General features: G+C 67.9%; 17 protein-coding genes. 12 read left to right on the forward strand and 5 right to left on the reverse strand.

Annotated features, from left to right (window positions below; all coding sequences use genetic code 11):
- Window position 1: 1 nt before the first annotated feature.
- The 5 genes from glgX (at window position 2) to AC1DIP_RS02315 (ending at window position 8,656) form a co-directional block, all read left to right on the forward strand.
- Window positions 2-2,260, forward strand: coding sequence for a glycogen debranching protein GlgX (gene glgX / locus AC1DIP_RS02295; RefSeq protein WP_476206337.1), 2,259 nt, complete (start codon window positions 2-4; stop codon window positions 2,258-2,260).
- Window positions 2,257-4,587, forward strand: coding sequence for a malto-oligosyltrehalose synthase (gene treY, locus AC1DIP_RS02300; protein ID WP_477732677.1), 2,331 nt, complete (start codon window positions 2,257-2,259; stop codon window positions 4,585-4,587). The genes glgX and treY overlap by 4 nt, the downstream gene beginning before the upstream one ends.
- Window positions 4,584-6,371 (forward strand): malto-oligosyltrehalose trehalohydrolase, encoded by a 1,788-nt coding sequence (gene treZ, locus AC1DIP_RS02305; RefSeq protein WP_477732678.1) that lies wholly within the window; start codon window positions 4,584-4,586, stop codon window positions 6,369-6,371. Before treY ends, treZ begins: the two co-directional genes overlap by 4 nt.
- Complete coding sequence (mgrA, locus tag AC1DIP_RS02310; RefSeq protein WP_477732679.1) at window positions 6,368-7,408, forward strand: L-glyceraldehyde 3-phosphate reductase; 1,041 nt, start codon at window positions 6,368-6,370, stop codon at window positions 7,406-7,408. The genes treZ and mgrA overlap by 4 nt, the downstream gene beginning before the upstream one ends.
- Window positions 7,409-7,570: 162 nt before the next feature.
- Entirely contained in the window at window positions 7,571-8,656 is a 1,086-nt protein-coding gene (locus AC1DIP_RS02315) for an inositol-3-phosphate synthase (RefSeq protein WP_477732680.1), read from the forward strand.
- A gap of 366 nt (window positions 8,657-9,022) precedes the next feature.
- On the opposite strand, the gene AC1DIP_RS02320 is transcribed toward AC1DIP_RS02315, so the two are convergent.
- From AC1DIP_RS02320 to AC1DIP_RS02335, 4 genes are all read right to left on the reverse strand, one after another.
- On the reverse strand, window positions 9,023-9,982 hold the full coding sequence (locus AC1DIP_RS02320) for a DUF559 domain-containing protein (protein ID WP_476206328.1): 960 nt from the start codon (window positions 9,980-9,982) through the stop codon (window positions 9,023-9,025).
- A 216-nt stretch (window positions 9,983-10,198) separates the two neighbouring features.
- Entirely contained in the window at window positions 10,199-11,875 is a 1,677-nt protein-coding gene (locus tag AC1DIP_RS02325; protein WP_476206327.1) for a formate--tetrahydrofolate ligase, read from the reverse strand.
- 105 nt (window positions 11,876-11,980) lie between these two features.
- Window positions 11,981-13,246: a D-inositol-3-phosphate glycosyltransferase gene (gene mshA, locus AC1DIP_RS02330; RefSeq protein WP_476206325.1), complete on the reverse strand. Its 1,266-nt coding sequence runs from the start codon at window positions 13,244-13,246 to the stop codon at window positions 11,981-11,983.
- Window positions 13,247-13,322: 76 nt separating this feature from the next.
- A complete protein-coding gene (locus AC1DIP_RS02335; RefSeq protein ID WP_477732681.1) occupies window positions 13,323-14,735 on the reverse strand; it encodes a family 4 glycosyl hydrolase in 1,413 nt (470 codons plus the stop codon).
- Between the two features lie 91 nt (window positions 14,736-14,826).
- Between AC1DIP_RS02335 and AC1DIP_RS02340 the strand changes: the two genes are divergently transcribed.
- The 6 genes from AC1DIP_RS02340 to tsaD are packed head-to-tail and all read left to right on the forward strand — an operon-like array spanning window position 14,827 to window position 20,062.
- Entirely contained in the window at window positions 14,827-15,918 is a 1,092-nt protein-coding gene (locus tag AC1DIP_RS02340; RefSeq protein ID WP_477732682.1) for a carbohydrate kinase family protein, read from the forward strand.
- Window positions 15,919-15,974: 56 nt separating this feature from the next.
- Complete coding sequence (alr, locus tag AC1DIP_RS02345) at window positions 15,975-17,210, forward strand: alanine racemase (protein WP_477732683.1); 1,236 nt, start codon at window positions 15,975-15,977, stop codon at window positions 17,208-17,210.
- Window positions 17,207-17,794 (forward strand): tRNA (adenosine(37)-N6)-threonylcarbamoyltransferase complex ATPase subunit type 1 TsaE, encoded by a 588-nt coding sequence (tsaE, locus tag AC1DIP_RS02350; protein WP_476206319.1) that lies wholly within the window; start codon window positions 17,207-17,209, stop codon window positions 17,792-17,794. Before alr ends, tsaE begins: the two co-directional genes overlap by 4 nt.
- Entirely contained in the window at window positions 17,788-18,459 is a 672-nt protein-coding gene (tsaB, locus tag AC1DIP_RS02355) for a tRNA (adenosine(37)-N6)-threonylcarbamoyltransferase complex dimerization subunit type 1 TsaB (RefSeq protein ID WP_477732684.1), read from the forward strand. Before tsaE ends, tsaB begins: the two co-directional genes overlap by 7 nt.
- A 44-nt stretch (window positions 18,460-18,503) precedes the next feature.
- Window positions 18,504-18,974, forward strand: coding sequence for a ribosomal protein S18-alanine N-acetyltransferase (gene rimI, locus AC1DIP_RS02360; protein WP_476211788.1), 471 nt, complete (start codon window positions 18,504-18,506; stop codon window positions 18,972-18,974).
- On the forward strand, window positions 18,971-20,062 hold the full coding sequence (gene tsaD / locus AC1DIP_RS02365) for a tRNA (adenosine(37)-N6)-threonylcarbamoyltransferase complex transferase subunit TsaD (protein WP_476206316.1): 1,092 nt from the start codon (window positions 18,971-18,973) through the stop codon (window positions 20,060-20,062). Before rimI ends, tsaD begins: the two co-directional genes overlap by 4 nt.
- 86 nt (window positions 20,063-20,148) lie before the next feature.
- On the opposite strand, the gene AC1DIP_RS02370 is transcribed toward tsaD, so the two are convergent.
- On the reverse strand, window positions 20,149-21,300 hold the full coding sequence (locus AC1DIP_RS02370) for a glutamate--cysteine ligase (protein WP_347886895.1): 1,152 nt from the start codon (window positions 21,298-21,300) through the stop codon (window positions 20,149-20,151).
- 374 nt (window positions 21,301-21,674) lie between these two features.
- Between AC1DIP_RS02370 and AC1DIP_RS02375 the strand changes: the two genes are divergently transcribed.
- Window positions 21,675-23,123: a glycoside hydrolase family 3 N-terminal domain-containing protein gene (locus tag AC1DIP_RS02375; RefSeq protein WP_476211787.1), complete on the forward strand. Its 1,449-nt coding sequence runs from the start codon at window positions 21,675-21,677 to the stop codon at window positions 23,121-23,123.
- Window positions 23,124-23,161 lie beyond the last annotated feature (38 nt).

Here is a 23,161-nt window from a genome sequence, read left to right on the forward strand (position 1 = left end):
GATGGAAGTCTGGCCTGGAACTGCCTACCCGCTGGGAGCTACCTTTGACGGCACCGGCACCAATTTCGCCCTGTTCAGCGAACGGGCGGAGCGGGTCGAACTCTGCCTCCTGGCCGATGACTTGACCGAGACCCGGATCGAGCTGACCGAGGTGGACGGCTACGTGTGGCACTGCTACCTGCCCCACATCCAGCCCGGCCAGAAGTACGGCTACCGGGTGCACGGGCCGTACGACCCCGCCGGCGGCAACCGCTTCAACCCGAACAAGCTGCTGATGGACCCGTACGCCAAGGCCATCCAGGGCCAGATCGACTGGGATCCCGCGCTGTTCTCCTACGAATTCGGCGACCCCGATTCGCAAAATGACGCCGACTCGGCACCGCACACCATGCACGGTGTGGTCATCAACCCGTTCTTCGAATGGGACGGCGACCGCCAGCTGAAGATCCCGTACCACGAATCGGTGATCTACGAAGCCCACGTCAAGGGCCTCACCGAGCTGCACCCTGAGATCCCCGAAGAGCAGCGCGGCACCTACGCCGGCGTTTCGCACCCCGCGGTCATCGACCACATGAAGAAGCTCGGCGTCACCGCGATCGAGCTCATGCCAGTGCACCAGTTCGTCAACGACGGCACCCTGGAAGAGAAGGGCCTCAACAACTACTGGGGCTACAACACCATCGGCTTCTTCGCGCCGCAGAACACCTACAGCTCCACGGGCGATGTGGGGCACCAGGTCCAGGAATTCAAGGCCATGGTCCGCGACCTGCACCGCGCCGGCATCGAAGTGATCCTCGACGTCGTCTACAACCACACGGCCGAAGGCAACCACCTGGGCCCCACGCTGTCATTCAAGGGCATCGACAACCAGGCCTACTACCGCCTGGTGGACAACGACCTCAAGCACTACATGGACTACACCGGCACGGGTAACTCGCTGAACGTGCGCCACCCGCACTCCCTGCAGCTGCTGATGGATTCCCTGCGCTACTGGGTCACCGAGATGCACGTGGACGGGTTCCGCTTCGACCTCGCCTCCACCCTGGCCCGCGAGTTCTACGACGTGGACAAGCTCTCCACCTTCTTCGAACTGATCCAGCAGGACCCGGTGGTCTCCCAGGTCAAGCTGATCGCCGAGCCGTGGGACGTTGGGCCCGGCGGCTACCAGGTGGGCAACTTCCCGCCGCAGTGGACGGAGTGGAACGGCAAGTACCGCGACACCGTCCGTGACTTCTGGCGCGGCGAACCCTCCACCCTGGGCGAGTTCGCGTCCCGCCTGACCGGCTCCGCGGACCTGTACGAAAGCTCCGCCCGGCGCCCGGTGGCCTCCATCAACTTCGTCACCGCCCACGACGGCTTCACCATGCGGGACCTGGTCTCCTACAACGAGAAGCACAACGAGGCCAACGGCGAAGGCAACAACGACGGCGAATCCCACAACCGTTCCTGGAACTGCGGCGTGGAGGGGGACACCGACGACGAGAAGGTGCTGACCCTGCGTGCCCGGCAGCAACGGAACTTCATCGCCACGCTGCTGCTCTCCCAGGGCGTCCCCATGCTGCTCCACGGCGACGAGCTGGGCCGGACGCAGCAGGGCAACAACAACACCTACTGCCAGGACTCCGAGCTCAGCTGGGTGCACTGGGAAGCCATGGACCAGCCGCTGGTGGAGTTCACGGCCTTCGTGAACAAGCTCCGCCACGACCACCCGACCTTCCGCCGCAGCCGCTTCTTCGACGGCCGCCCCGTACGCCGTGGCGAAGGCGAGAAGCTGCCGGACATCGTCTGGCTCAAGACCGACGGCACCGAAATGCTGCCGGAGGACTGGGGGAGCGGCTTCGGCCGGACCATCGGCGTGTTCTACAACGGTGACGGCATCCAGGAACAGGACTCGCGCGGCCGCAGGATCACCGATGACAGCTTCCTCATGGCCTTCAACGCCCATGACGAAGCGGTGGACTTCTGCGTCCCGTCCGACGAGTACTCGCAGTACTGGGAGGTCCTGATCGACACCGCCGCGCAGGCCGACGCCTACGAGCCGCTCAAGGCCGGGGCCAACCTGACGCTGGATGCGAAGTCCATGGTGGTCCTGCGCGCCTACTCCGGCCCCGAAGCCGAAGTGGACACCTCGGCAGCCGCGTCCCTGGCCTCCATGGCCGAGCACGAGGAAGCCCAGGAGGAAATGGTGGAGGCCCAGACCAAGGCCGCGGAGGCGAGCGAGGCAAGGGCAACGGGCGCCGACGAGGACGCCAAGGCATGAGGACTCCGGTCTCCACTTACCGTCTGCAGATCCGCAGCAGCTTCACCCTGTTCGACGCGGCCGAGAAAGTCCCGTACCTGAAGGACCTCGGCGTGGACTGGGTGTACCTCTCGCCCATCCTCACCGCGGAGAAGGGCTCGGACCACGGCTATGACGTGACCGACCCCTCCGCGGTGGACCCGGACCGCGGCGGCCCGGAAGGCCTGCTGGCCCTCTCCAAGGCTGCCCGCGAACACGGCATGGGCGTCCTGGTGGACATTGTGCCCAACCACGTGGGCGTTGCCACTCCGGTGCAAAACCCGTGGTGGTGGTCCCTGCTCAAGGAAGGCCGCGGGTCGCCGTACGCCGAAGCGTTCGACGTCGACTGGGACCTGGGCGGCGGAAAGGTCCGGCTGCCGATGCTCGGCTCGGACGCCGACCTGGACAAGCTCGAGGTCAAGGACGGCGAGCTCCGCTACTACGACCACCGGTTCCCGCTGGCCGAGGGCACGTACAGCGAGGGTGACTCCCCGCAGGACGTCCACAGCCGCCAGCACTACCAGCTCATGGACTGGCGCCGTGCCGATGCCGAGCTGAACTACCGGCGTTTCTTTGCGGTCACCACCTTGGCCGGCATCCGGGTGGAAGAGCCGTCAGTTTTCGAGAAGGCCCATGCCGAGGTGGGCCGCTGGTTCACCGATGGCCTGGTGGATGGGCTCCGCGTGGACCACCCGGATGGTCTGGCTGACCCCGCAGGCTACCTCCGCTGGCTCAAGGACCTCAGCGGCGGTGCGTACGTCCTGGTGGAGAAGATCCTGGAGCCGGGCGAAGTCCTGCCCCAGGACTTCGCCTGCGAAGGCACCACCGGCTACGACGCACTGGCGGACGTGGACCGGGTGTTTGTTGACCCTGCCGGGCAGCAGGCCCTGGACGCCCTGGACGCTTCCCTGCGGGGATCGTCCAAGCCCGCCGATTACGCGGAGATGATCCGCGGCACCAAGCGCATGATCGCCGACGGCATCCTGCGCTCCGAGGTGCTGCGCCTGGCCCGGCTGGTCCCCGAGTCCTACGGCGTCACCGTGGACCAGGCGGCCGACGCCATTGCCGAGATCATCGCGTCCTTCCCGGTCTACCGGTCCTACCTGCCGGTGGGAGCCGACGTCCTCAAGGAAGCCTGCGAGTCCGCCGCGGCGCACCGGCCGGACCTGGAAGTAGCAGTGGGAACCCTCCTGCCGTTGCTGCTAGACCCCGCCAATCGCATCGCCGTCCGCTTCCAGCAGACCTCCGGCATGGTCATGGCCAAGGGCGTGGAGGATACGGCGTTCTACCGCTACACCCGCCTGGGCACCCTGACCGAGGTGGGCGCCGAGCCCACCGAGTTCGCGGTGGCGCCGGAGGAATTCCACCTGCGCATGCAGCGGCGCCAGCAGGAACTGCCGCTGTCCATGACCACCCTGTCCACCCATGACACCAAGCGCAGCGAGGATGCCCGGGCGCGGATCTCGGTCATCGCCGAACTGCCGCAGGAGTGGGCGGAAACGCTGGAGACGCTCCGCGGACTGGCGCCGATTCCGGACGGACCGTACGAGAACCTGCTGTGGCAGGCAATCGTTGGTGCGTGGCCGGCCAGCCGGGAGCGGCTGCAGGGCTATGCGGAAAAGGCGGCCAGGGAGGCCGGCAATTCCACCAAGTGGACCGAGCCCAACGAGGATTTCGAGGCCAAGGTCAAGGCTGCCGTGGATGCGGTCTTCGACGACGCCAAGGTGGCCAAGGTGGTTGGGGACTTCGTGGCCCGCATCGACGCCTACTCGGCCGCGAATTCGGTGGCCGCCAAGCTGGTCCAGCTGACCATGCCGGGCGTGCCGGACGTGTACCAGGGCAGCGAGTTCTGGGAACGGTCGCTGACGGACCCGGACAACCGCCGGCCCGTGGACTTCGCTGCACGGCAGGCAGAGCTGGCAAAGCTCGACGCCGGCGAGTTGCCGGACGCGGGCACAGAAGCAAGCAAGCTGCTGGTCACCTCGCGGGCACTGCGCCTTCGCCGGGACAGGCCTGAGCTGTTCCAGGGCTACACCCCGCTCGGCGCCACTGGCGCGGCGGCCGGGCACCTGCTCGCGTTTTCCCGTGGCACGTCGGCGGCGTCGTCCGGCGCGGTGACCCTGGCTACCCGGCTTCCCGCCGGCCTGGAAGCCGCCGGCGGATGGCGGGACACCGCCGTCGAGCTTTCCGTTGCCATGCGCGACGAACTCACCGGTACCAGCTACGGTCCGGGGCCGGTTTCGGTGTCCGAGGTGCTGGGGACCTACCCCGTGGCCCTGCTGGTACCCGTGGATGGAGAAAAGGCATGACCCTGGTCAACGCAGGAACCGAACGCTTCGATGTGTGGGCGCCGGAAGCTGCCTCGGTGGTCCTGCTGGCCGACGGCCGGCAGTACCCCATGCGGAAGAAGGAGACTTCGCCCGGCTCGGAGGGGTGGTGGACCGCACCCGACGCCCCGGCCGACGGCGACGTGGACTACGGCTACCTCCTGGACGGGGACAGCACCCCCATCCCGGATCCCCGGTCGCGCCGGCTCCCCGCCGGCGTGCACGAACAGTCCCGGACCTACGATCCCGCCGCCTACGCCTGGCAGGACTCCGGCTGGGGCGGCAAGGACCTGCAGGGCTCCGTGATCTACGAACTGCACGTGGGCACCTTCACGCCTGACGGCACCCTTGATGCTGCCGCGGAGAAGCTGGACTACCTGGCGGACCTGGGCATCGACTTCGTGGAACTGCTGCCGGTCAACGGCTTCAACGGCACCCACAACTGGGGCTACGACGGCGTCCAGTGGTACGCCGTGCACGAAGGCTACGGCGGCCCTGCTGCCTACCAGCGGTTCGTCGATGCCGCCCACGCGGCAGGAGTCGGGGTCATCCAGGACGTGGTGTACAACCACCTGGGACCCAGCGGCAACTACCTCCCCAAGTTCGGCCCGTACCTGAAGCAGGGCGACGCGAACACCTGGGGCGATTCCGTGAACCTGGACGGCCCCGGCTCGGACGTGGTGCGCGAATACATCCTGGACAACGCCGCCCTGTGGCTGCGTGACTACCACGTGGACGGGCTCCGCCTGGATGCCGTGCACGCGCTGCGGGACGAGCGGGCCGTGCACATCCTCGAGGACCTCGGGGCCCTGGGCGACGCCATTTCGGCCGAAACCGGGCTGCCCAAGACCCTCATCGCGGAATCGGACCTGAACAACCCGCGCCTGATCTACCCCCGTGACGCCAACGGGTACGGCCTGGCCGGCCAGTGGAGCGATGACTTCCACCACGCGGTCCACGTCAACGTCAGCGGCGAAACCACCGGCTACTACTCGGACTTCGACTCCCTGGCCGTGCTGGCCAAGGTCCTCAAGGACGGGTTCCTCCACGACGGCAGCTACTCCAGCTTCCGCGGCCGGCATCACGGACGCCCCATCAACGCCTCGCTGGTGCACCCGGCGGCGCTGGTGGTCTGCAACCAGAACCACGACCAGATCGGCAACCGGGCCACGGGAGACAGGCTCTCCCAGTCGCTGTCCTACGGGCAGCTGGCCGTGGCCGCGGTGCTCACGCTGACCTCGCCGTTCACGCCCATGCTGTTCATGGGCGAGGAGTACGGGGCCTCCACACCGTGGCAGTTCTTCACCTCGCACCCCGAACCCGAGCTCGGCAAGGCCACCGCGGAAGGGCGCATCAGGGAGTTCGAGCGCATGGGGTGGGATCCCGCCGTCGTGCCCGATCCCCAGGACCCCGAAACCTTCCGCCGCTCCAAGCTGGACTGGGCCGAGGCTGGCACGGGTGACCACGCGCGGCTCCTGGAGCTGTACCGGTCCCTGACGGCGCTGCGCCGTTCCCATCCGGATGTGGCCGGGCTTGGCTTTGACGGCACCGACGTTTCGTTCGACGACGACGCTGGGTGGCTGCGGTTCCGGCGCGGTTCCGTTGAGGTGCTGGTGAACTTCTCCGACGCCAAGGTCCGGCTGGACGGTTCCGGCAGCGTCCTGCTGGCTACGGACAACGGAACCGGGCTGGACGGCGGGGCACTGGCCCTGGCGCCCTGGAGTGCCGCGATCATCGCAACCCAACAGGACGGACAGAACGCATGACCTATGCAGCAGCGGACAACCGCTACGAAACCATGCCCTACCGCCGGGTGGGCCGAAGCGGGCTCAAACTCCCGGCCATCTCCCTTGGCCTCTGGCACAACTTCGGCGACGACAAACGCTTCGAGGAGCAGCGGGACATCCTCCGCCGCGCCTTCGACCTGGGCGTCAACCACTTCGACCTCGCCAACAATTACGGGCCGCCGGACGGGTCCGCGGAAACGAACTTCGGCCGGCACCTGCGGGACGACTTCAAGCCCTACCGCGACGAACTGGTCATCTCCACCAAGGCCGGCTACTACATGTGGCCCGGCCCCTACGGCGAATGGGGTTCGCGCAAGTACCTGATCTCCAGCCTGGACCAGTCGCTGCAGCGGATGGGCCTGGACTACGTGGACATCTTCTACAGCCACCGCCCGGACCCCGAGACGCCCATGGAGGAAACCATGGGCGCCCTTGACTACGCCGTCCGGTCCGGCAAGGCACTGTACGCCGGGATTTCCTCGTACACCCCCGAACAGACCCTGGAGGCCGCCCGCATCCTCAAGGAACTCGGTACGCCCCTCCTGATCCACCAGCCCAGCTACTCCATGTTGAACCGCTGGACCGAGGACGGTTCGCCCAACCTTTACGAGGTACTGGACCAGGTGGGCGCCGGGTCCATCGCCTTCTCGCCCCTGGCACAGGGGATGCTCACGGACCGCTACCTTCACGGGATCCCCGAGGACTCCCGGGCGGCCAAGGCACGGTTCCTCTCCGAGGACTCCATTACGGAGGAGAAACTGGACCGGGTCCGGGGACTGCGGAAGATCGCCGAGGGCCGCGGGCAGTCGCTCGCGCAGATGGCCATCGCCTGGATCCTGCGCGACCAGCCCAAGGGTTCACCGGTCACCTCGGCACTGGTGGGCGCCTCGAGCGTCCGGCAGTTGGAGGACACCCTGTCCGCCATCAACAACCTCGACTTCTCCGGCGATGAACTGACTGCCATTGACGAGTTCGCGGTTGAGTCCGATATCAACCTCTGGAAACAGGGCGCCTAAGGCACCTGTTTTCATTACACGGCGGGACCGGCGGAACAACGGCCGGTCCCGCTGTGTTGGGTAGTATGAAATGGCGCCGCGCGGCGCCAAGCCAGCCGGCCGCCGTCGTCCATTCCTCGGAGGCCAACCAGGCCGGCTGACGTTTGTCCCCAAAGGAGTTCTGTGTCTTCACATCCCATTCGTGTTGCAATCGTTGGCGTGGGAAACTGCGCCGCCTCGCTGGTGCAGGGCGTCCACTACTACAAGGATGCCGACCCGGCAGAGACCATCCCGGGCCTGATGCACGTTGAGTTCGGCCAGTACCACGTGGGTGACGTTGAGTTCGTCGCCGCGTTCGACGTGGACGGCAAGAAGGTCGGCGTTGACCTTTCCGATGCCATCCTGGCCAGCGAGAACAACACCATCAAGATTGCCGACGTTCCCCCGACGGGCGTCACGGTCCAGCGCGGCCACACCCTGGACGGGCTGGGCAAGTACTACCTTGAGACCATCGAGCAGTCCACCGAAGAGCCCGTCGATGTGGTCCAGGCCCTGAAGGACGCCAAGGCTGACGTCCTGGTCTGCTACCTGCCCGTCGGTTCCCAGCAGGCTGCCGAGTTCTACGCCCAGGCTGCGATCGACGCCGGGGTGGCGTTCGTCAACGCCCTGCCCGTGTTCATTGCCGGCACCAAGGAGTGGGCTGACAAGTTCACCGCCGCCGGTGTCCCGATCGTCGGCGACGACATCAAGAGCCAGATCGGCGCCACCATCACCCACCGCGTGATGGCCAAGCTGTTCGAGGACCGGGGCGTCACCCTGGACCGGACCTACCAGCTGAACGTCGGCGGCAACATGGACTTCAAGAACATGCTGGAGCGTGACCGCCTGGAGTCCAAGAAGATCTCCAAGACCCAGGCCGTGACCTCCAACGTGGAAGCCGAGCTGGCTGCCAAGGACGTGCACATCGGCCCGTCCGACTACGTCCAGTGGCTCGACGACCGCAAGTGGGCCTTCGTGCGCCTCGAGGGCCGGAACTTCGGCGACGCCCCGGTGTCCCTGGAGTACAAGCTGGAGGTCTGGGATTCCCCCAACTCCGCCGGCGTGATCATCGACGCGATCCGTGCCGCGAAGGTCGGCCTGGACCGTGGCATCGGCGGCCCGCTGCTGTCCGCCTCCAGCTACTTCATGAAGTCCCCGCCGGAGCAGTTCAATGACGACCTCGCCCGCGAGAAGGTCGAAGCCTTCATCCGCGGCGACCTGGACCGCTAACCCGTATTTTTCCCGGTGCCCTGACGCTCCCTCACCCTCACCGGGTGGGGGAGCGTCCTGCGTTGACACGCCCCATCACTTCCGGCCGGCTTTTCCGAGACGCCCCATCACCTTTTGCCGGCTTTTTCGGGACGCGCCATCACCTTTTGCCGGCTTTTTCGGGACGCGTCATCACCTTTTGCCGGCTTTTTCGGGACGCGTCATCACCTTTTGCCGGCTTTTTCGGGACGCGTCATCACCTTTTGCCGGCTTTTTCGGGACGCGTCATCACCTTTTGCCGGCTTTTCCGGGACGCGCCATCACTTACCGTCCCCTGAGGAGCGTAAACCCGGCGGCCTCGTTTTCGGAGGCGGTGGTGGTGTTTTGTTACCCGTTTCCGGCAAAACCGGCCGAGTAGGAATGGTCAAACCACGCCGTGCGAAGGTGCCGTTTGATTGCCGCTATAGCTCGTTGAAAACCGTCCGTGGCATCGTCCCTGGTGAATACGAGAACCGTCCACCCGGCTGCTTCGAAGGCTTTGTCGCGCCGTCGATCACTCAGTCGCTGAGCCTCAAGAAGATGGTGACCGCCGTCGTACTGGACTGCAAGGCGCCGGTGACGGTAGCCCAGGTCGGCAGTAGGGGAAGCTGCATCATTTGGGCGAAGTGCGATTTGCAGGTCAGGTTCTGGCAGGTTCGCATCAAGCATGGCCAGCCGCAGCATCGATTCCGGTGCCGAATCAGCGCCGACCCGCATCAGCTCCAAAGCTTCCCGGGCACGCACGACCCCCTGAAGATTAGGGTGCCGCCTGACTAAAGCGCTGAGACCCTGCAATGTGTCGAAGGGCTGCGACCTGGCCTCAAACTCCGCTCGAGGGATGCGAATGATTTGGTCTCCAAGGCAGACCAGTTCAGCCAGCGACAGCCGCCGGGCCAAGTCGAGCCAGGTTCGGGAACGGGTACTGATGCGGATACCGTCGACAGTTTCAATTTCGTCAGCACCGGCTATGACCTTATGGGCAACCACACCTTTCCGGCGCACCTGCGGTAAATGCTTCGGTTTGCTCATATGCAGTTCAGTTGAATCCGACAGCCACGCGGGGAGCAGTTGACAGTGCAAACGTGCAGCGGTGACGTGTGAAATCCACGCGCCCGGCGAAACTTCGGAGAGGACCCGTGCCGCGGCCTCCAACTCGAAGCTCCAAGTCGACGGGCGGTACAACCGCCTGCTGACGTGGACTACATCATCCTTCCGCAGCCGCTTCGCTGACACACCGGCAGTCACCGCCGAGTCGTATGTGAACGGGGAGCTTGCCAAGGTCGACGGTAGGTCAGCGCGCTTATGCATGCTGGCATTCTGGCGTAGAAGGCTAGACCACTGCAGGAGTTATCCACAGGAATAGACCTGCACGGTTCCAAGGTGATCGGGCGTTGGTGATTTGGGGGCGGGAGGTGATCGGGCGTTGGTGATTTGGGGGTGGGAGGTGATCGGGCGTTGGTGATTTGGGGGTGGGAGGTGATCGGGCGTTGGTGGAAAGTAGGCAGGATGTGATGGGGCGTGGGGTTAGGTGAGGCCCACGGGGTTCCCGTCCCCGTCGACATCCATGCGCAGCGCAGCCGGGACGGCCGGGAGGCCGGGCATGGTCATGACGGCTCCGGTAAGGGCGACGATGAAGCCCGCGCCGGTCTTGGGCAACAGGTCGCGGACGTGGATGGTGAACCCCTTGGGGGCGCCCAGGCGGGAGGCATCGTCAGTGAACGAGTACTGGGTCTTGGCCATGCACACGGGCAGCGAACTCCAGCCGTTCCGCTCGATGTCGGCAAGCCGCTTCAACGCGGGCACGGAGAAGTCCACGCCGTCGGCGCCGTAGATTTCCTGGACGATGGTCCTGATCTTGTCCTCAACCGACAGCCCCAGCGAGTAGAGGTGCCGGAAGCTGTTGGGGCCGGCCACTGCCCCGGCAACCAGGGCAGCCAGTTCATCACCACCGTCCCCCCCACCGCCTCGTCCCCACACGTCTGCGACGGCCGCCGGGACGCCTTCAGCCGCGCACCAGGCGAGCAGCCAGTCAAGCTCCTCGGCCGAATCGGACGAGAACCGGTTGATGGCAACCACGGGCGTGACGCCGAACTTCTCCACGTTGTGGATGTGTCGTCGGAGGTTCACCACACCGGCTTCCAGTGCGGCCAGGTCCGGCTGGGTCAGCTGGGCCTTGGCCACGCCGCCCTGCATCTTCAAGGCGCGGACCGTGGCTACCACCACGACGGCGGAGGGTGCCAGGCCGCCGATCCGGGCCTTGATGTCCATGAACTTCTCTGCCCCGAGGTCTGCGCCGAAGCCCGCCTCGGTCACCACGATGTCCGCCAGCCGGCGGGCGGTCTGCGTGGCAATGAGCGAATTGCAGCCGTGGGCGATGTTGGCGAACGGACCGCCGTGCACCAGCGCTGGGGTACCGGCAATGGTCTGCACGAGGTTCGGCTTAATGGCTTCCTTCAGCAGCAGGGTCAGGGCGCCCTGGACACCCAAATCGGCCACCGTGACGGGGGTGCGGTCATACGTGTACCCGAAGGTGATCCTGCCCAGGCGCTCCCGAAGGTCGGCAATGTCCGTCGCCAGGCAAAAGACGGCCATGATTTCTGACGCCACGGTGATATCGAACCCGTCCTGCCGCGGCACGCCCTGGGAGGGGCCGCCCAGGCCGATCACTACCTCGCGCAGGGCACGGTCGTTCATGTCCAGCACCCGCTTGAAGGTCATCCTGCGCGGATCGATGTTCAACGCGTTGCCCTGGTAGATGTGGTTGTCCACCAACGCCATCAGGGCGTTGTTGGCCGACGTGATCGCGTGGAAGTCGCCCGTGAAGTGCAGGTTGATCTCATCCATGGGCAGCACCTGGGAGTAGCCGCCGCCGGTGGCACCACCCTTCATGCCCAGCACGGGGCCCAGGGACGGTTCCCGCAGCGCGATCATTACCTTGTGGCCGGCACGGGCCAGCGAATCTGCCAGCCCAACAGTGGTGGTGGACTTTCCCTCGCCGGCGGGGGTGGGAGACATGGCCGAGACCAGCACCACCTTCCCGGCCGGCGGCGGCGCATCGAGGCGGGTGGGATCGATCTTCCCCTTGTAGCGGCCGTACTGTTCCAGTGCGTCAGGGTTGATTCCTGCGGCAGCCGCGATCTCCGCGATGGGCCGGATCCGCGCAGCGCGGGCTATCTCGAGATCAGAAGGGAGAGCAGACATCCTTGTCCTTTCCTGCACCGGCCGGCGCCGGATACCTGCCCCTAAGCTAACAGCACGCACGCCCAACGGCACGCGGTTCCGGCGCCACCAGGTAAAAGCGGGATGTCAGGACGCGGGAACCGCCGGGGCCAGGCGGCGGACCACGAAGTTGTCGACGGCGGCATGGTAGCTTTCGAGCGTGATGGCGGCAGTGCGTTGCCAGCCGGAGTTCTGGGCCCGGATGGCGGCAGCGCGGCCCAGGTCCTCGCGGGTGGCGGGGTCGTCGTACAGGGCCTCGAGGGCGTCGGCCCAATCGGCCGCGTGGTGGCCGTCCACCAGGAGCCCGGTCCGGCCGTGGAAGATGGCGCGGGACAGCCCGCCAACCCGGGTGGCCACTACTGGCGTTCCGCAGGCCTGGGCCTCGAGTGCCACGAGCCCGAAGGATTCGCTGAAGGAAGGCATCACCACAACGTCGGCCGCACGGAACCAGGACGCCAGCTCGGGGGCCTTCACCGGTGGAAGCTGCGTGACGACGTCGTCCATTCCCGCCTCTGCCACCAGGCAGCGAAGGTTGAATTCCTTGTTGCCGCTCAAAGCGCCCAGGATGGTGACGCGCATGTCGATATCCGGGCGGCGTTTCCGCAGCAACGCCGCGGCCTTGACCAGGACCTGGGGGCCTTTCAGGCGCTGGATGCGGCCGGCGAAAACCAGGTGGAACGTGTCGGGGCTGACGCCGTGCTCGGCCCTGGACCGTGCACGGAACGCGGGGGTGAACGTGGCGAGGTCCACGCCGGGCGGGGCGATGTCGATGCGGTCGTAGGTGGCGCCGTAGTGGGATACGAGTTCGGCGGCCTCGGCGCTGGTGTTGGCGATGAGCCTGGCCGCGCCGTCCACGATGCGGTGCTCGCCCAGTTCGCGGCGCCGGGGCTCGGGCTGCTCACCGGATTCCAGCAGCAGGTTCTTGACCTTGGCCATGGTGTGCATGGTGTGCACCAGAGGCACGCCCCACAGCTCGGACAGCTCCAGCCCGGCGATCCCGGACACCCAGTAGTGGGAGTGGATGACGTCGTACCGGCCGTGCGGCTGGCGGCGGCGGATCTGCTCGATTTCCGCCACCATGGCATGAAGCAGCCCGGGCAGCTCCTCCTTGGGGATCTTCCGCGGCGGGCCGGCCAGGACGTTGTGGACGCACACGCCGGGGTCGGGATGCTCGACGGCGGGCTGGTCGGCTGAGGTGGCGCGCGTGAAGATCTCCACCTCCACGCCTGCCTCGGCCAGCGCCGAGGCCAGCTCGCGGATGTAGACGTTCATTCCGCCGGCATCACCGGAGCCGGGCTGTTCCATGGGGGAGGTGTGGAGGGAAAGCAAAGCGACCCTGCGGATCAGTGCCACGGGACCTCCTTCCGGCCGCCGGCGCGTGTCAGGGGTGCCGGCTCAGTGCGCATCCGATAAAACATTACTCCTTCCCCTAACGCCCGCCGCCCTCCCACATCTTCCCCAGGTCCGGAAACACGTGCTCGTAGCCGGCCATCAGCTTCACGGCCAGGCCTGCCGAATCCACGAGCGGGTGCCGGGCGAAGGCCTCGACGGCAACTTCCCGGTTGCCGGTGGCCGCCGCCACGACAACGAGCCGCTCCACCTCCTTGACCCGCCGGAGCAGGCCCAACTGCGGTTCCGCCGGGACCTGTTGGGGCAGCGGGACGGCGCCGGCGGGAGTGACAGTGCAGGGGACCTCGACGACGGCGTCCGCCGGCAGGCCGGGGATGGCGGGTTGGGGAGGGGCCGGGTCAGCGCCGGCGGGCCCGGGTGCCGGGGCTGCCGGCAATGCGTTCACGGTGTTGAGGACCAATTGGGTATCGCCGCGGCCCGCCAGCGCCTGCATGGCCGCCAGCGCCACCCGTTCGTAGCCACCGCCGGCCAGGTCTTCCTCGTTCCGGGGTTCACCGTCGTGCCGGGCTTCGGCCAGGTAACCCTCTTCGCGGGAGCGCCGCGCCTCCTCCCACAGCCGGTACGCGTCCGGGCCCGCGGCAGCCAGCTGCGGGTACAGCTCCCGCTGCTGGCTATGGATGGCCTCCCCGCGGGTGCGCGCCATGGCCTGCATTGCCTGCCGGGCGGCCTCGCCCTGGTAGTAGTAATACAGGTACTCGTTGGGAAGCAGGCCCAGCCCGGCAAGGAACGGCTGCGGGAACAACCGGCCTTCCTCGAAGGACCGCAGCGCCGCGGCGTCCGCCAGCAGGCCCGGCAGCATGTCCCTTCCGCCGGACTCCAGCCGGTACAGCCAGCCCAGGTGGTTCAGCCCGTAGTAGCCCACGCCGTCGAGCCGTCCCGCCGGCAAGGGCACACCGGCAGCACCCGCCGCCCGCTGCACCAGGCCGCCCGCAGAGTCGCAGATCCCAATGACCCGGTTCCCCAGGACAGGGCGCAGCGCCTCGGTGACCATCCCGGCCGGATTGGTGAAGTTGACCAGCCACGCGTCCGGGCAGCGCTCACGCATCAGCCGGGCAAGGCCCACCATGTGCGGGATTGTCCGCAAGGCGTAGGAAATTCCGCCGGCTCCGGTCGTTTCCTGCCCCAGCAGCCCGAGGTCCTGCGCCACTTTCTCATCCGCCACTCGGCCTGCCGTGCCGCCGGGCCGGATCGCGGCGAAGACCATGGCGGTGCCTGACAGGGCAGCGGAAAGATCCGTGGCGGCATGCACCGGAAGGTGCGCACCCCGGCCTGCCGGCATGCTGCGCAGCACGGCGGTAACGGCGTCAAGGCGTGCGGGATCGACGTCGTGCAGCACCAACTCCGTGACCAGCCCGGAGAAGGGCCCGGACAGCAACGCCCGGTAGATAAGCGGCACCCGGAAACCCCCGCCGCCGGCAATCAGAAGCCGCATGCATGCAGTCTAGGACCAGCCGCCGACAGCCTGTCCAGACTGTTGCCAAAGCCCCTACCGGAGCCCTTCCCCGCGGCGTAGTGTTCCCACCATGGACGCGATGCCAGCCCGCCCCTTCGATCCGCTGGCCGCTGTCCGCTCGCCGGGGGAACCTGGATTCGACCTCCTGCTGGCCGGGACCGTCTTCCAGGACATCATCTTCACCGGCCTGCCGCATGGGCCCGAACCCGGCACGGAAATCTGGAGCGACGGCATGGGCAGCTGCCCCGGCGGGGTGGCCAACCAGGCCATCGCCGCCGCGCGGCTGGGGCTGCGCACCGGGCTGGCGGCGGCTTTCGGGGACGACGGCTACGGTGACTTCAACTGGAAGATCCTCTCCAGCCAGGAACACGTGGACCTCAGCCTCTCCCGCCGCGTCCCGGGCTGGCACTCGCCAGTCACCGTTTCCCTCTGCGTGGACCAGGACCGTTCCATGGTCACCCACGGCCACTCGGCACCGGTGACCAACTCGGAGCTGATCGGAAGCCCGCCCCAGGCGCTCGCCGGCATCGCGGAGGTCGGCATGGAAATTGAACCGTGGGCCCGGGCGGCCCACGGCGCAGGAGTCCGCCTGTTCGGGGACGTGGGCTGGGATCCCAGCGGGGAATGGGCACCCGTGCGGCTGGAAAACCTGCAGTACTTTTACGCCTTCCTGCCCAACCAGCGCGAGGCCATGGCCTTCACCGGCAAAGACAATCCATGGAGCGCCCTCTACGCTCTGGCGGACCGCGTGCCGGTGGCGGTGGTGACCCTGGGAGCGCAGGGGGCCATGGCCGTGGACTCGGAAACCGGGGAGGAGGAGTGGGTCCCGTCGCTTCCGGTCAAGGCACACGATCCCACCGGAGCCGGTGACTGCTTCGACGCGGCGTTCATCGTGGGTACCCTGGCCGGCTGGCCGCTGGGGGACAGGCTGCGGTTCGCCAACCTGTGCGCCTCCCTGGCCGTGCAGGAGGTGGGCGGGTCCCTGGCCGCCCCTGGCTGGGGGGACATCGCCGACTGGTGGAAGCGCGCCAATGCCCGCCCGGAACGGCAGACGAGCCAGTGGCTGCGGCGCTTTGGATTCCTCGCGGACATCATCGAGGACGTGCCGCTGGCGGCCCAGCGCCGGGCGGCGGCCACCATCGCGCATCTGTCCGATGCCTGAGGAGCGCCACACGCCCCGATTATTCGGCGCGAAGTGCCCGCACTAGAATCAGTTAGGTGACCTACCCCGCAACAACCGGTGAATTCAGCGCTGCCCCCGGGCCGGACCCCCGCAATGAGCGGTCCGCCGTGATCGACCTGGAGGCCATCCGGCACAACGTTCGTCGGCTCGCCAGCGCTGCTTCCCCCGCGAAAGTCATGGCCGTGGTCAAGGCCGATGCGTACGGACACGGCGCCGTTCCCGTCGCCCGGGCGGCGCTGCAGGCAGGCGCGTCCTGGCTGGGTGTGGCGCACATTTCCGAGGCCCTCGCGCTCCGCGCCGCCGGCATCGACGCGCCCCTCCTCGCCTGGCTGCACACCGCCGACAGCAACTTTGGCGCCGCCGTGGCTGCCGGCGTCGACATCGGTTGCTCCGGCTGGGAGCTGGAACGCATCGTCGCTGCCGCCCGCGAACAGGAACGCCCCGCACGGATCCACCTCAAGGTGGACACCGGGCTTGGCCGCAACGGTGCAACGCCGGAGGCCTGGGACCGCCTGGTGGGCGAGGCCGTGGAGTACCAGGACCAGGGACTGCTGCGTGTGGTGGGCATCTTCTCGCACCTGGCCGTGGCTGATGAGCCGGAGCGGCCCGAAACGGACCAGCAGGTGGCCGCATTCAGGGAAGCCCTGGCCATCGCCGAGGACGCGGGCGTGGACCCGGAGGTCCGCCACCTTGCCAACACCCCCGCCACCCTTTCCCGCCCGGACACCCACTTCGACATGGTTCGCGTGGGCCTGGGCATTTACGGGCTTTCCCCGTTCGACGGGACGACTTCCGCCGAACTCGGCCTCCGCCCCGCCATGACGCTCCGGACACTGGTGTCGCAGTGCAAGGAGGTACCCGCGGGGCAGGGGGTCTCCTACGGCCTGCACTACCGCACCAGGGAGGCGAGCACCCTGGCGCTGATTCCGCTGGGCTATGCCGACGGCGTCCCGCGCGTCGCCACCGGCGGGCCAGTCCGCGTGGCGGGGAAGACCTACCCCGTTGTGGGGCGGATCGCCATGGACCAGATGGTCATCGACCTCGGTCCGGAGGCATCCGGCGCGGCGCTGCAGGGCGCGGAGGCGGAGCTGTTCGGCAACGGGGCCGACGGCGGGCCAACGGTGGACGAGTGGGCACACGCCGCGGGGACCATCAACTACGAGGTGGTGACCAGGATCAGTCCGCGCGTTCCCCGCCGCTTCATCAACGAGGACGAGCGCGCGGATGCCGGCAATAACCTGGTGGGCGTCCCCGGCAAGGGAGCGGCATGAGCGCACCGGAGGAACTGCCCGCCAACTGGGAAAAGACCTTCACGGCGACGACGGCGGAACAGACCCATGCGTTCGGCGCCCGTTTGGCAGGGGTGCTGCAGGCAGGAGACCTGCTGGTGCTGTCCGGCGAACTGGGTGCCGGGAAAACCACCTTCACCCAAGGCCTGGGCGAAGGCCTGGGCGTTCGCCCGGGCATCATCTCGCCGACGTTCGTCCTGGTCCGGATCCACCCCAACCTGCCGGACGGCGCCCGCCCGGGCGGCCCCGACCTGGTGCACGTGGACGCCTACCGGCTTGGCTCGGCGGCGGAGATTGATGACATCGACCTCGAAAACACCATGGACTCAGCGGTGACGGTGGTGGAGTGGGGACATGAGCGCGTGGAGCACCTGAGCGACAGCCGGCTGGAGATCGACCTGCAGCGTGCCATCGGGCTCGGGGCCACCCCGGCGGGCACCCCAGGCGGCCTGGACTTCGACGCCGAGGACACCGACGAGCCCCGGACCATCGTCATGCGTGGGTACGGTCCCCGCTGGGCGACCTTCCCCGAACTGGCTGGACCCGACGGGGGAGCGGCATGCTGATCCTCGCCATCGACACGTCCGCCGTGGCCAGCGCAGCGCTGGTCACTGATGACGCCCCCGAGAGCGTGCTGGCCAGCTTCGCCACGGAGGACACCCGCAGCCACGCTGAGGTGCTCGCGCCCGGAATCCACGCCATCCTGGCGAACGCGGGCGTGACCGGGCAGGACGTGGACGCCCTGGTGGTGGGGGTTGGCCCCGGCCCGTTCACCGGGCTCCGCTCCGGCATCGCCACAGCCCGCACCCTGGCCTTTGTATGGGGCAAGCCGCTGCACGGCATGGTGAGCCTGGACGCGATGGCCCTGGAAGTCGCCGAGTCCACCGCCGCCGTCGCCGAGTTCCTGGTGGTGACGGACGCCCGCCGCAAAGAGGTCTACTGGGCCCGGTACACCCTGGACGATGGCCAGCTGCCCGTGCTGGCGGACGGCCCCCACGTCGGGTTCGCATCTGACCTCCGGGACCTCCCTGCGTTCGGCGCTGGCGCGGGCCTCTACGCCGACGTTCTCCAGGCCCACCCGGATTTCGCCGCGGAGCAGCCGGACGCCCTGTACCTTGGCCAGTTCGCCCTGGCCCGGCTGGCGGCAGGAGACACCCTGCTGGACTCCACCCCCCTGTACCTGCGGGAATCCGACGCGCAGGTCCCCGGACCACGGAAGCGGGCATTGTGAGCAGCACCCCCGACCCGCGCGCGGCAGACGTCACCGTCCGCGACATGACGCTGGACGATGTGCCCGCCGTCGGCGCACTGGAGCACAAGCTCTTCCCCATTGACGCGTGGCCAGTCCAGATGTTCCTGGACGAACTCTCCCAGCCGGAGACCCGCCGCTACCTGGTGGCGGAGACCAGCGGAGGCATCGTGGGCTACGCCGGCCTGATGTGCATCGAGCCCATCGCGGACGTCCAGACCATCGCCGTCGTCCCTGAGCACGAGGGGCGGGGCATTGGCAGCACCCTGCTCACGCAACTGATCGAGGAGGCCCGGCACCGCGGCGCCGCTGACGTCCTGCTTGAGGTCCGCGCCGACAACCCGAGGGCACAACAGCTCTATGTGCGGTTTGGATTCGAACAGATCCACATCCGCCCCCGCTACTACCGCGACGGCGTGGACGCCCTCATCATGCGGCTCCAACTGCCCGCGGCACACCCCGACGGACACGAAGCAACGGAAGCAGGCCAGGCATGAACCGTACGCAACCCCTGGTACTGGGCATCGAATCATCCTGCGACGAAACCGGCGTTGGCCTCGTCCGTGGCACCACCCTGCTGACCAACACGGTCTCGTCCTCCATGGACGAGCACGTCCGCTTCGGCGGCGTCATCCCGGAAATCGCCTCCCGGGCCCACCTGGACGCCTTTGTTCCCACCCTCGAGCAGGCCCTCGCGGATGCAGGGGCCACCCTGGACGAGGTGGACGCGATCGCCGTCACCTCCGGACCCGGGCTTGCCGGCGCGCTCATGGTCGGGGTGTGCGCTGCCAAGGCGCTCGCCGTGGCCACCGGAAAACCCCTGTTCGCCATCAACCACCTGGTGGCGCATGTGGGCGTCGGACTCCTCGACGACCGTGCCACCGGCCGCAGGCAGGAGCTGCCGGAGAACCTCGGCGCCCTGCTGGTCTCCGGCGGCCACACCGAAATCCTGCGGATCAACAGCATCACCAGCGACGTGGAGCTCCTGGGTTCCACCATCGACGACGCCGCGGGCGAGGCCTACGACAAAGTGGCCCGCATCCTCGGACTCGGCTACCCCGGCGGACCCGCCATCGACAAAATGGCCCGCACCGGCAACCCCAAGGCCATCCGCTTCCCCCGCGGCCTCAGCCAGCCCAAATACATGGGCACGGCAGATGAACCCGGCCCGCACCGGTACGACTGGTCCTTCAGCGGACTGAAAACGGCCGTGGCCCGGTGCGTCGAGCAGTTCGAGGCCCGCGGCGAAGAGATCCGCGTGGCCGACATTGCCGCGGCGTTCCAGGAAGCCGTGGTGGACGTGATTTCCTCCAAGGCGGTCCTGGCCTGCCGGGAGCAAGGCATCAAGGATGTCCTGCTGGGCGGGGGAGTGGCGGCAAACTCCCGCCTGCGGGAGCTGACCGGGCAGCGCTGCGCCTCCGCCGGCATCCGCCTGCACGTTCCGCCCCTGGACCTGTGCACGGACAACGGCGCCATGGTGGCCGCCCTCGGCGCGCAGCTGGTGATGGCCGGCGCCGAACCCAGCGGCATCGGCTTCGCCCCGGATTCGTCGATGCCCGTCACCTCGGTGTCGCTCCCGGCCTGACACCCGGAAAACCCCACGATGCTCCATCAGATATGGCTCCTAAACCGACGGTTTAGGAGCCATATCTGATAAAGCAAGCAAGGGGGTCAGGCGGTAGGGCCGTTGCGCATCTGCTTGACCAGGTCCAGCACCACGGCCTGCAGGTTACCGCCGTTCTCGGCAGCCACCCGGCGCTGGCGCTGGTACCCGGCGCCGCGGCGAATGATCTTCTCGACGTCGGCCAGCTCGTCGGAGCAGCGCAGCTTGGCCGCGACCGGTTCCAGCCGGTTCAGGGTTTCCAGCAGGTGGTCGGTGACCAGCTGCTCCTTGCCCGCGGCGTCGAGGATGATGATGGCGTCCAGGCCGTAGCGGGCGGCCCGCCACTTGTTCTCCTGGACGTGCCACGGCGGCATGGTGGGGATGGTGCCGCCGTTGTCCAGCGTGGTGGAGAACTCATCCACCAGGCACTGGGTCAGCGCCGCAATGGCCCCCACTTCCTCCAGGGTGGCCAGGCCGTCGCAGATGCGCATCTCGATGGTGCCGAGGGCAGGGACGGGCCGGATGTCCCACCGGATCTCCGAGATGGTGTCGATGACGCCCGTGGTGAACATGTCCTGCACATAGGACTCGTACTCCGCCCAGGACGTGAACTGGAACGGCAGCCCCGCGGTGGGCAGCTGCTGGAACATCAGGGCCCGCTGCGAGGCGTAGCCGGTGTCCTCGCCGCCCCAGAACGGGCTGGACGCCGAGAGCGCCTGGAAATGCGGGAAGTAGTTGACCAGGCCGTCCAGGACGGGGAGGGCTTTGTCCCGGCGGTCCAGGCCCACATGGACGTGGACGCCGTAGATGACCATCTGCCGGCCCCACCACTGGGTCCGGTCGATGAGTTTGGCGTAGCGTTCCTTGTCGGTGACCGGCTGCAGCTGCGGCGGGCTGAACGGGTGGCTGCCGGCGCAGAACAACTCCACGCCCATAGGGTCGGTGATTTCACGGACGGCAGCGACGGACCTGTTGAGGTCCTCCTTGGCCTCGGCGGCCGTTTCGCAGATGCCGGTGACCAGTTCCACGGTATTGAGCAGCAGTTCCTGCTTAATGTGCGGATGTTCGTCGTCTTCGTTGAGTTCGGGGTGGCGGGAAGCCACGCCGCGGAGCACCTGGTTGGCCACGGAAGCGAGCTCGCCCGTCTTACCGTCCACCAGTGCAAGCTCCCACTCAACACCGAGGGTTGACTGCCTCGATGACGCGAAGTCGATCTTCACACGTTTCCTTACTGTCCGGTTTGCCGCTGGCTGATGCCGCTCACAGGCTGCAGCCGGCAGGCGAACGGATGGTTCAAGTCTAGTGCAGGGGTAGCATCGTACTGATGGCACCGTTCCCCCTGCGTCACAGTCCTGCCAAATCCTTCCCCCTCCTCCTGGCCCTGTCCGCAATGGCGCTGGCATCCTGTTCCGCGCCTCCGGGCAGCGCGCCGCCGTCGTCCTCCGCGCCACCCGCCGGGACGTCCCCGTCCGCATCAGCCAGCACGACGCCGGCCGCTCCTTTGGCTTCCCCGTCACCCGATCCGGGTTCCCGGCCTCTGGGGTGGGGACCTGAGCAGCGGGACCAGGACGCCGCGGCGGCGGCCGTCGCGGCCATGTCGCCGGAACAGAAGGCCGGGCAGGTCCTGCTCCCGTTCTTCAAGGGCAACCAGGTGGAGGCCCACGCCGCGCTCATCCAGCGACTCCACCTCGCAGGCTCCATCATCATGGGCGACAACGTCCCGCGCGACCCGCAGGGCCAGGTGGACCTGGCCGCTATGGGCGCAGTAAACCAGCGGCTGCAGCAGGCTGTTGCGGCGGACGGCCGGCGCTGGCCGGGGATCATGAGCGTGGACCAGGAAGGAGGGGCGGTGGCACGCCTGGGCCAGCCCCTCACCGAGTGGCCCGCTCCCATGAGCTACGGGGCCGCCGGCAACCTGGACCTGACGCGCAAGGCCGGCAAAGGCCTGGCAAGCGAGTTGGTGCCGCTGGGCTTCGACCTGGACTTCGCACCGGACACGGATGTGACCGTCGGTCCTGCAGACCCGACCATCGGCGCCCGCTCCATGTCCGCGGACCCGGCTGCGGCAGCCGCCCAGGGAACCGCCTTCTCCCAAGGCATGCTGGATGCAGGCGTGCTCCCCACCGTCAAGCACTTTCCCGGGCACGGCTCGGTAACGGCGGATTCCCACCTCAGCCTCCCCGTCCAGCCCGCCGGCCTCGACGTGCTGCGGGGCCGCGATTGGAAACCCTTCGAGGCCGCTGTCGCTGCGGGCCTTCCCATCATCATGACCGGACACATTGCCGTCCCCGCGCTCGAACCGGGCGTGCCGGCGTCGCTCTCTGCCCCCAGCTACGCGACACTCAGGGGCCTGGGCTTCAAAGGGGTGGCCGTGACGGATGCCCTCAACATGGGCGCCGTCGAGAACCAATACCCGGCCGGCGCCGCTGCCGTGAAAGCACTGGCCGCCGGCGCCGACCTGCTGCTGATGCCTGCGGACGTGGAGCAGGCGCACGCCGCCATCGTCCAGGCCCTGGCCGCCGGCACCCTTCCCGCCGCACGCCTGGATGAAGCAGCTCAGCGCGTGGCCACCATGATGATCTGGCATGCCCGCACCACCGCGCCTGCCGGAACCGCGGGCGCGGGTGCTCCGGCAGGAAGCGGGGCGGCGCTGTCGGCCCAGGTTTCGGCCTCGGCTGTCACAGTGGTCTCCGGTCCCTGCAGCGGACCCCTGGTTCCCGGTTCCGTGCGGGTAGCCGGCGGGGGACCGGGGGACCGGGAGCGCTTCGAAGCCGCCGCCGCACGAGCCGGCGTCAAGATCGGATCGGGACCCCTGGTCAACCTCATCGGATTCGGCGGCAGACCGGCCGGCGGGGACATCGCCGTGTCCCTTGACGCTCCCTGGCCGCTCCAGGAGTCCACCGCCCCGGTGAAGCTGGCACTGTACGGCCGCACCGACGCCGCCTTCGACGCCCTGGTCGCCGTGCTGGCAGGGAAGGCCCCGGCGCCGGGAAAGCTGCCCGCCGCCGTCGGGCCCTTCCCGGCCGAAACCGGCTGCCCCTGATTCCCCGGCCGCCCACGCCCGCGGGAACGCTTTAATGG

The sequence above is a fragment of the Pseudarthrobacter sp. 05T312 genome (assembly GCF_056396685.1).

Bases quoted from the DNA above. Each gene is read 5' to 3' on its own strand.
- AC1DIP_RS02375 (WP_476211787.1), top strand. From the start codon at position 21,675: ATGTCGCCGGAACAGAAGGCCGGGCAGGTCCTGCTCCCGTTCTTCAAG.
- treZ (WP_477732678.1), top strand. From the start codon at position 4,584: ATGACCCTGGTCAACGCAGGAACCGAACGCTTCGATGTGTGGGCGCCG.
- tsaE (WP_476206319.1), top strand. From the start codon at position 17,207: ATGAGCGCACCGGAGGAACTGCCCGCCAACTGGGAAAAGACCTTCACG.
- AC1DIP_RS02335 (WP_477732681.1), bottom strand. From the start codon at position 14,735: ATGCGGCTTCTGATTGCCGGCGGCGGGGGTTTCCGGGTGCCGCTTATC.
- AC1DIP_RS02320 (WP_476206328.1), bottom strand. From the start codon at position 9,982: ATGCATAAGCGCGCTGACCTACCGTCGACCTTGGCAAGCTCCCCGTTC.
- tsaB (WP_477732684.1), top strand. From the start codon at position 17,788: ATGCTGATCCTCGCCATCGACACGTCCGCCGTGGCCAGCGCAGCGCTG.
- mgrA (WP_477732679.1), top strand. From the start codon at position 6,368: ATGACCTATGCAGCAGCGGACAACCGCTACGAAACCATGCCCTACCGC.
- glgX (WP_476206337.1), top strand. From the start codon at position 2: ATGGAAGTCTGGCCTGGAACTGCCTACCCGCTGGGAGCTACCTTTGAC.
- treY (WP_477732677.1), top strand. From the start codon at position 2,257: ATGAGGACTCCGGTCTCCACTTACCGTCTGCAGATCCGCAGCAGCTTC.
- AC1DIP_RS02340 (WP_477732682.1), top strand. From the start codon at position 14,827: ATGGACGCGATGCCAGCCCGCCCCTTCGATCCGCTGGCCGCTGTCCGC.
- AC1DIP_RS02325 (WP_476206327.1), bottom strand. From the start codon at position 11,875: ATGTCTGCTCTCCCTTCTGATCTCGAGATAGCCCGCGCTGCGCGGATC.
- tsaD (WP_476206316.1), top strand. From the start codon at position 18,971: ATGAACCGTACGCAACCCCTGGTACTGGGCATCGAATCATCCTGCGAC.
- rimI (WP_476211788.1), top strand. From the start codon at position 18,504: ATGACGCTGGACGATGTGCCCGCCGTCGGCGCACTGGAGCACAAGCTC.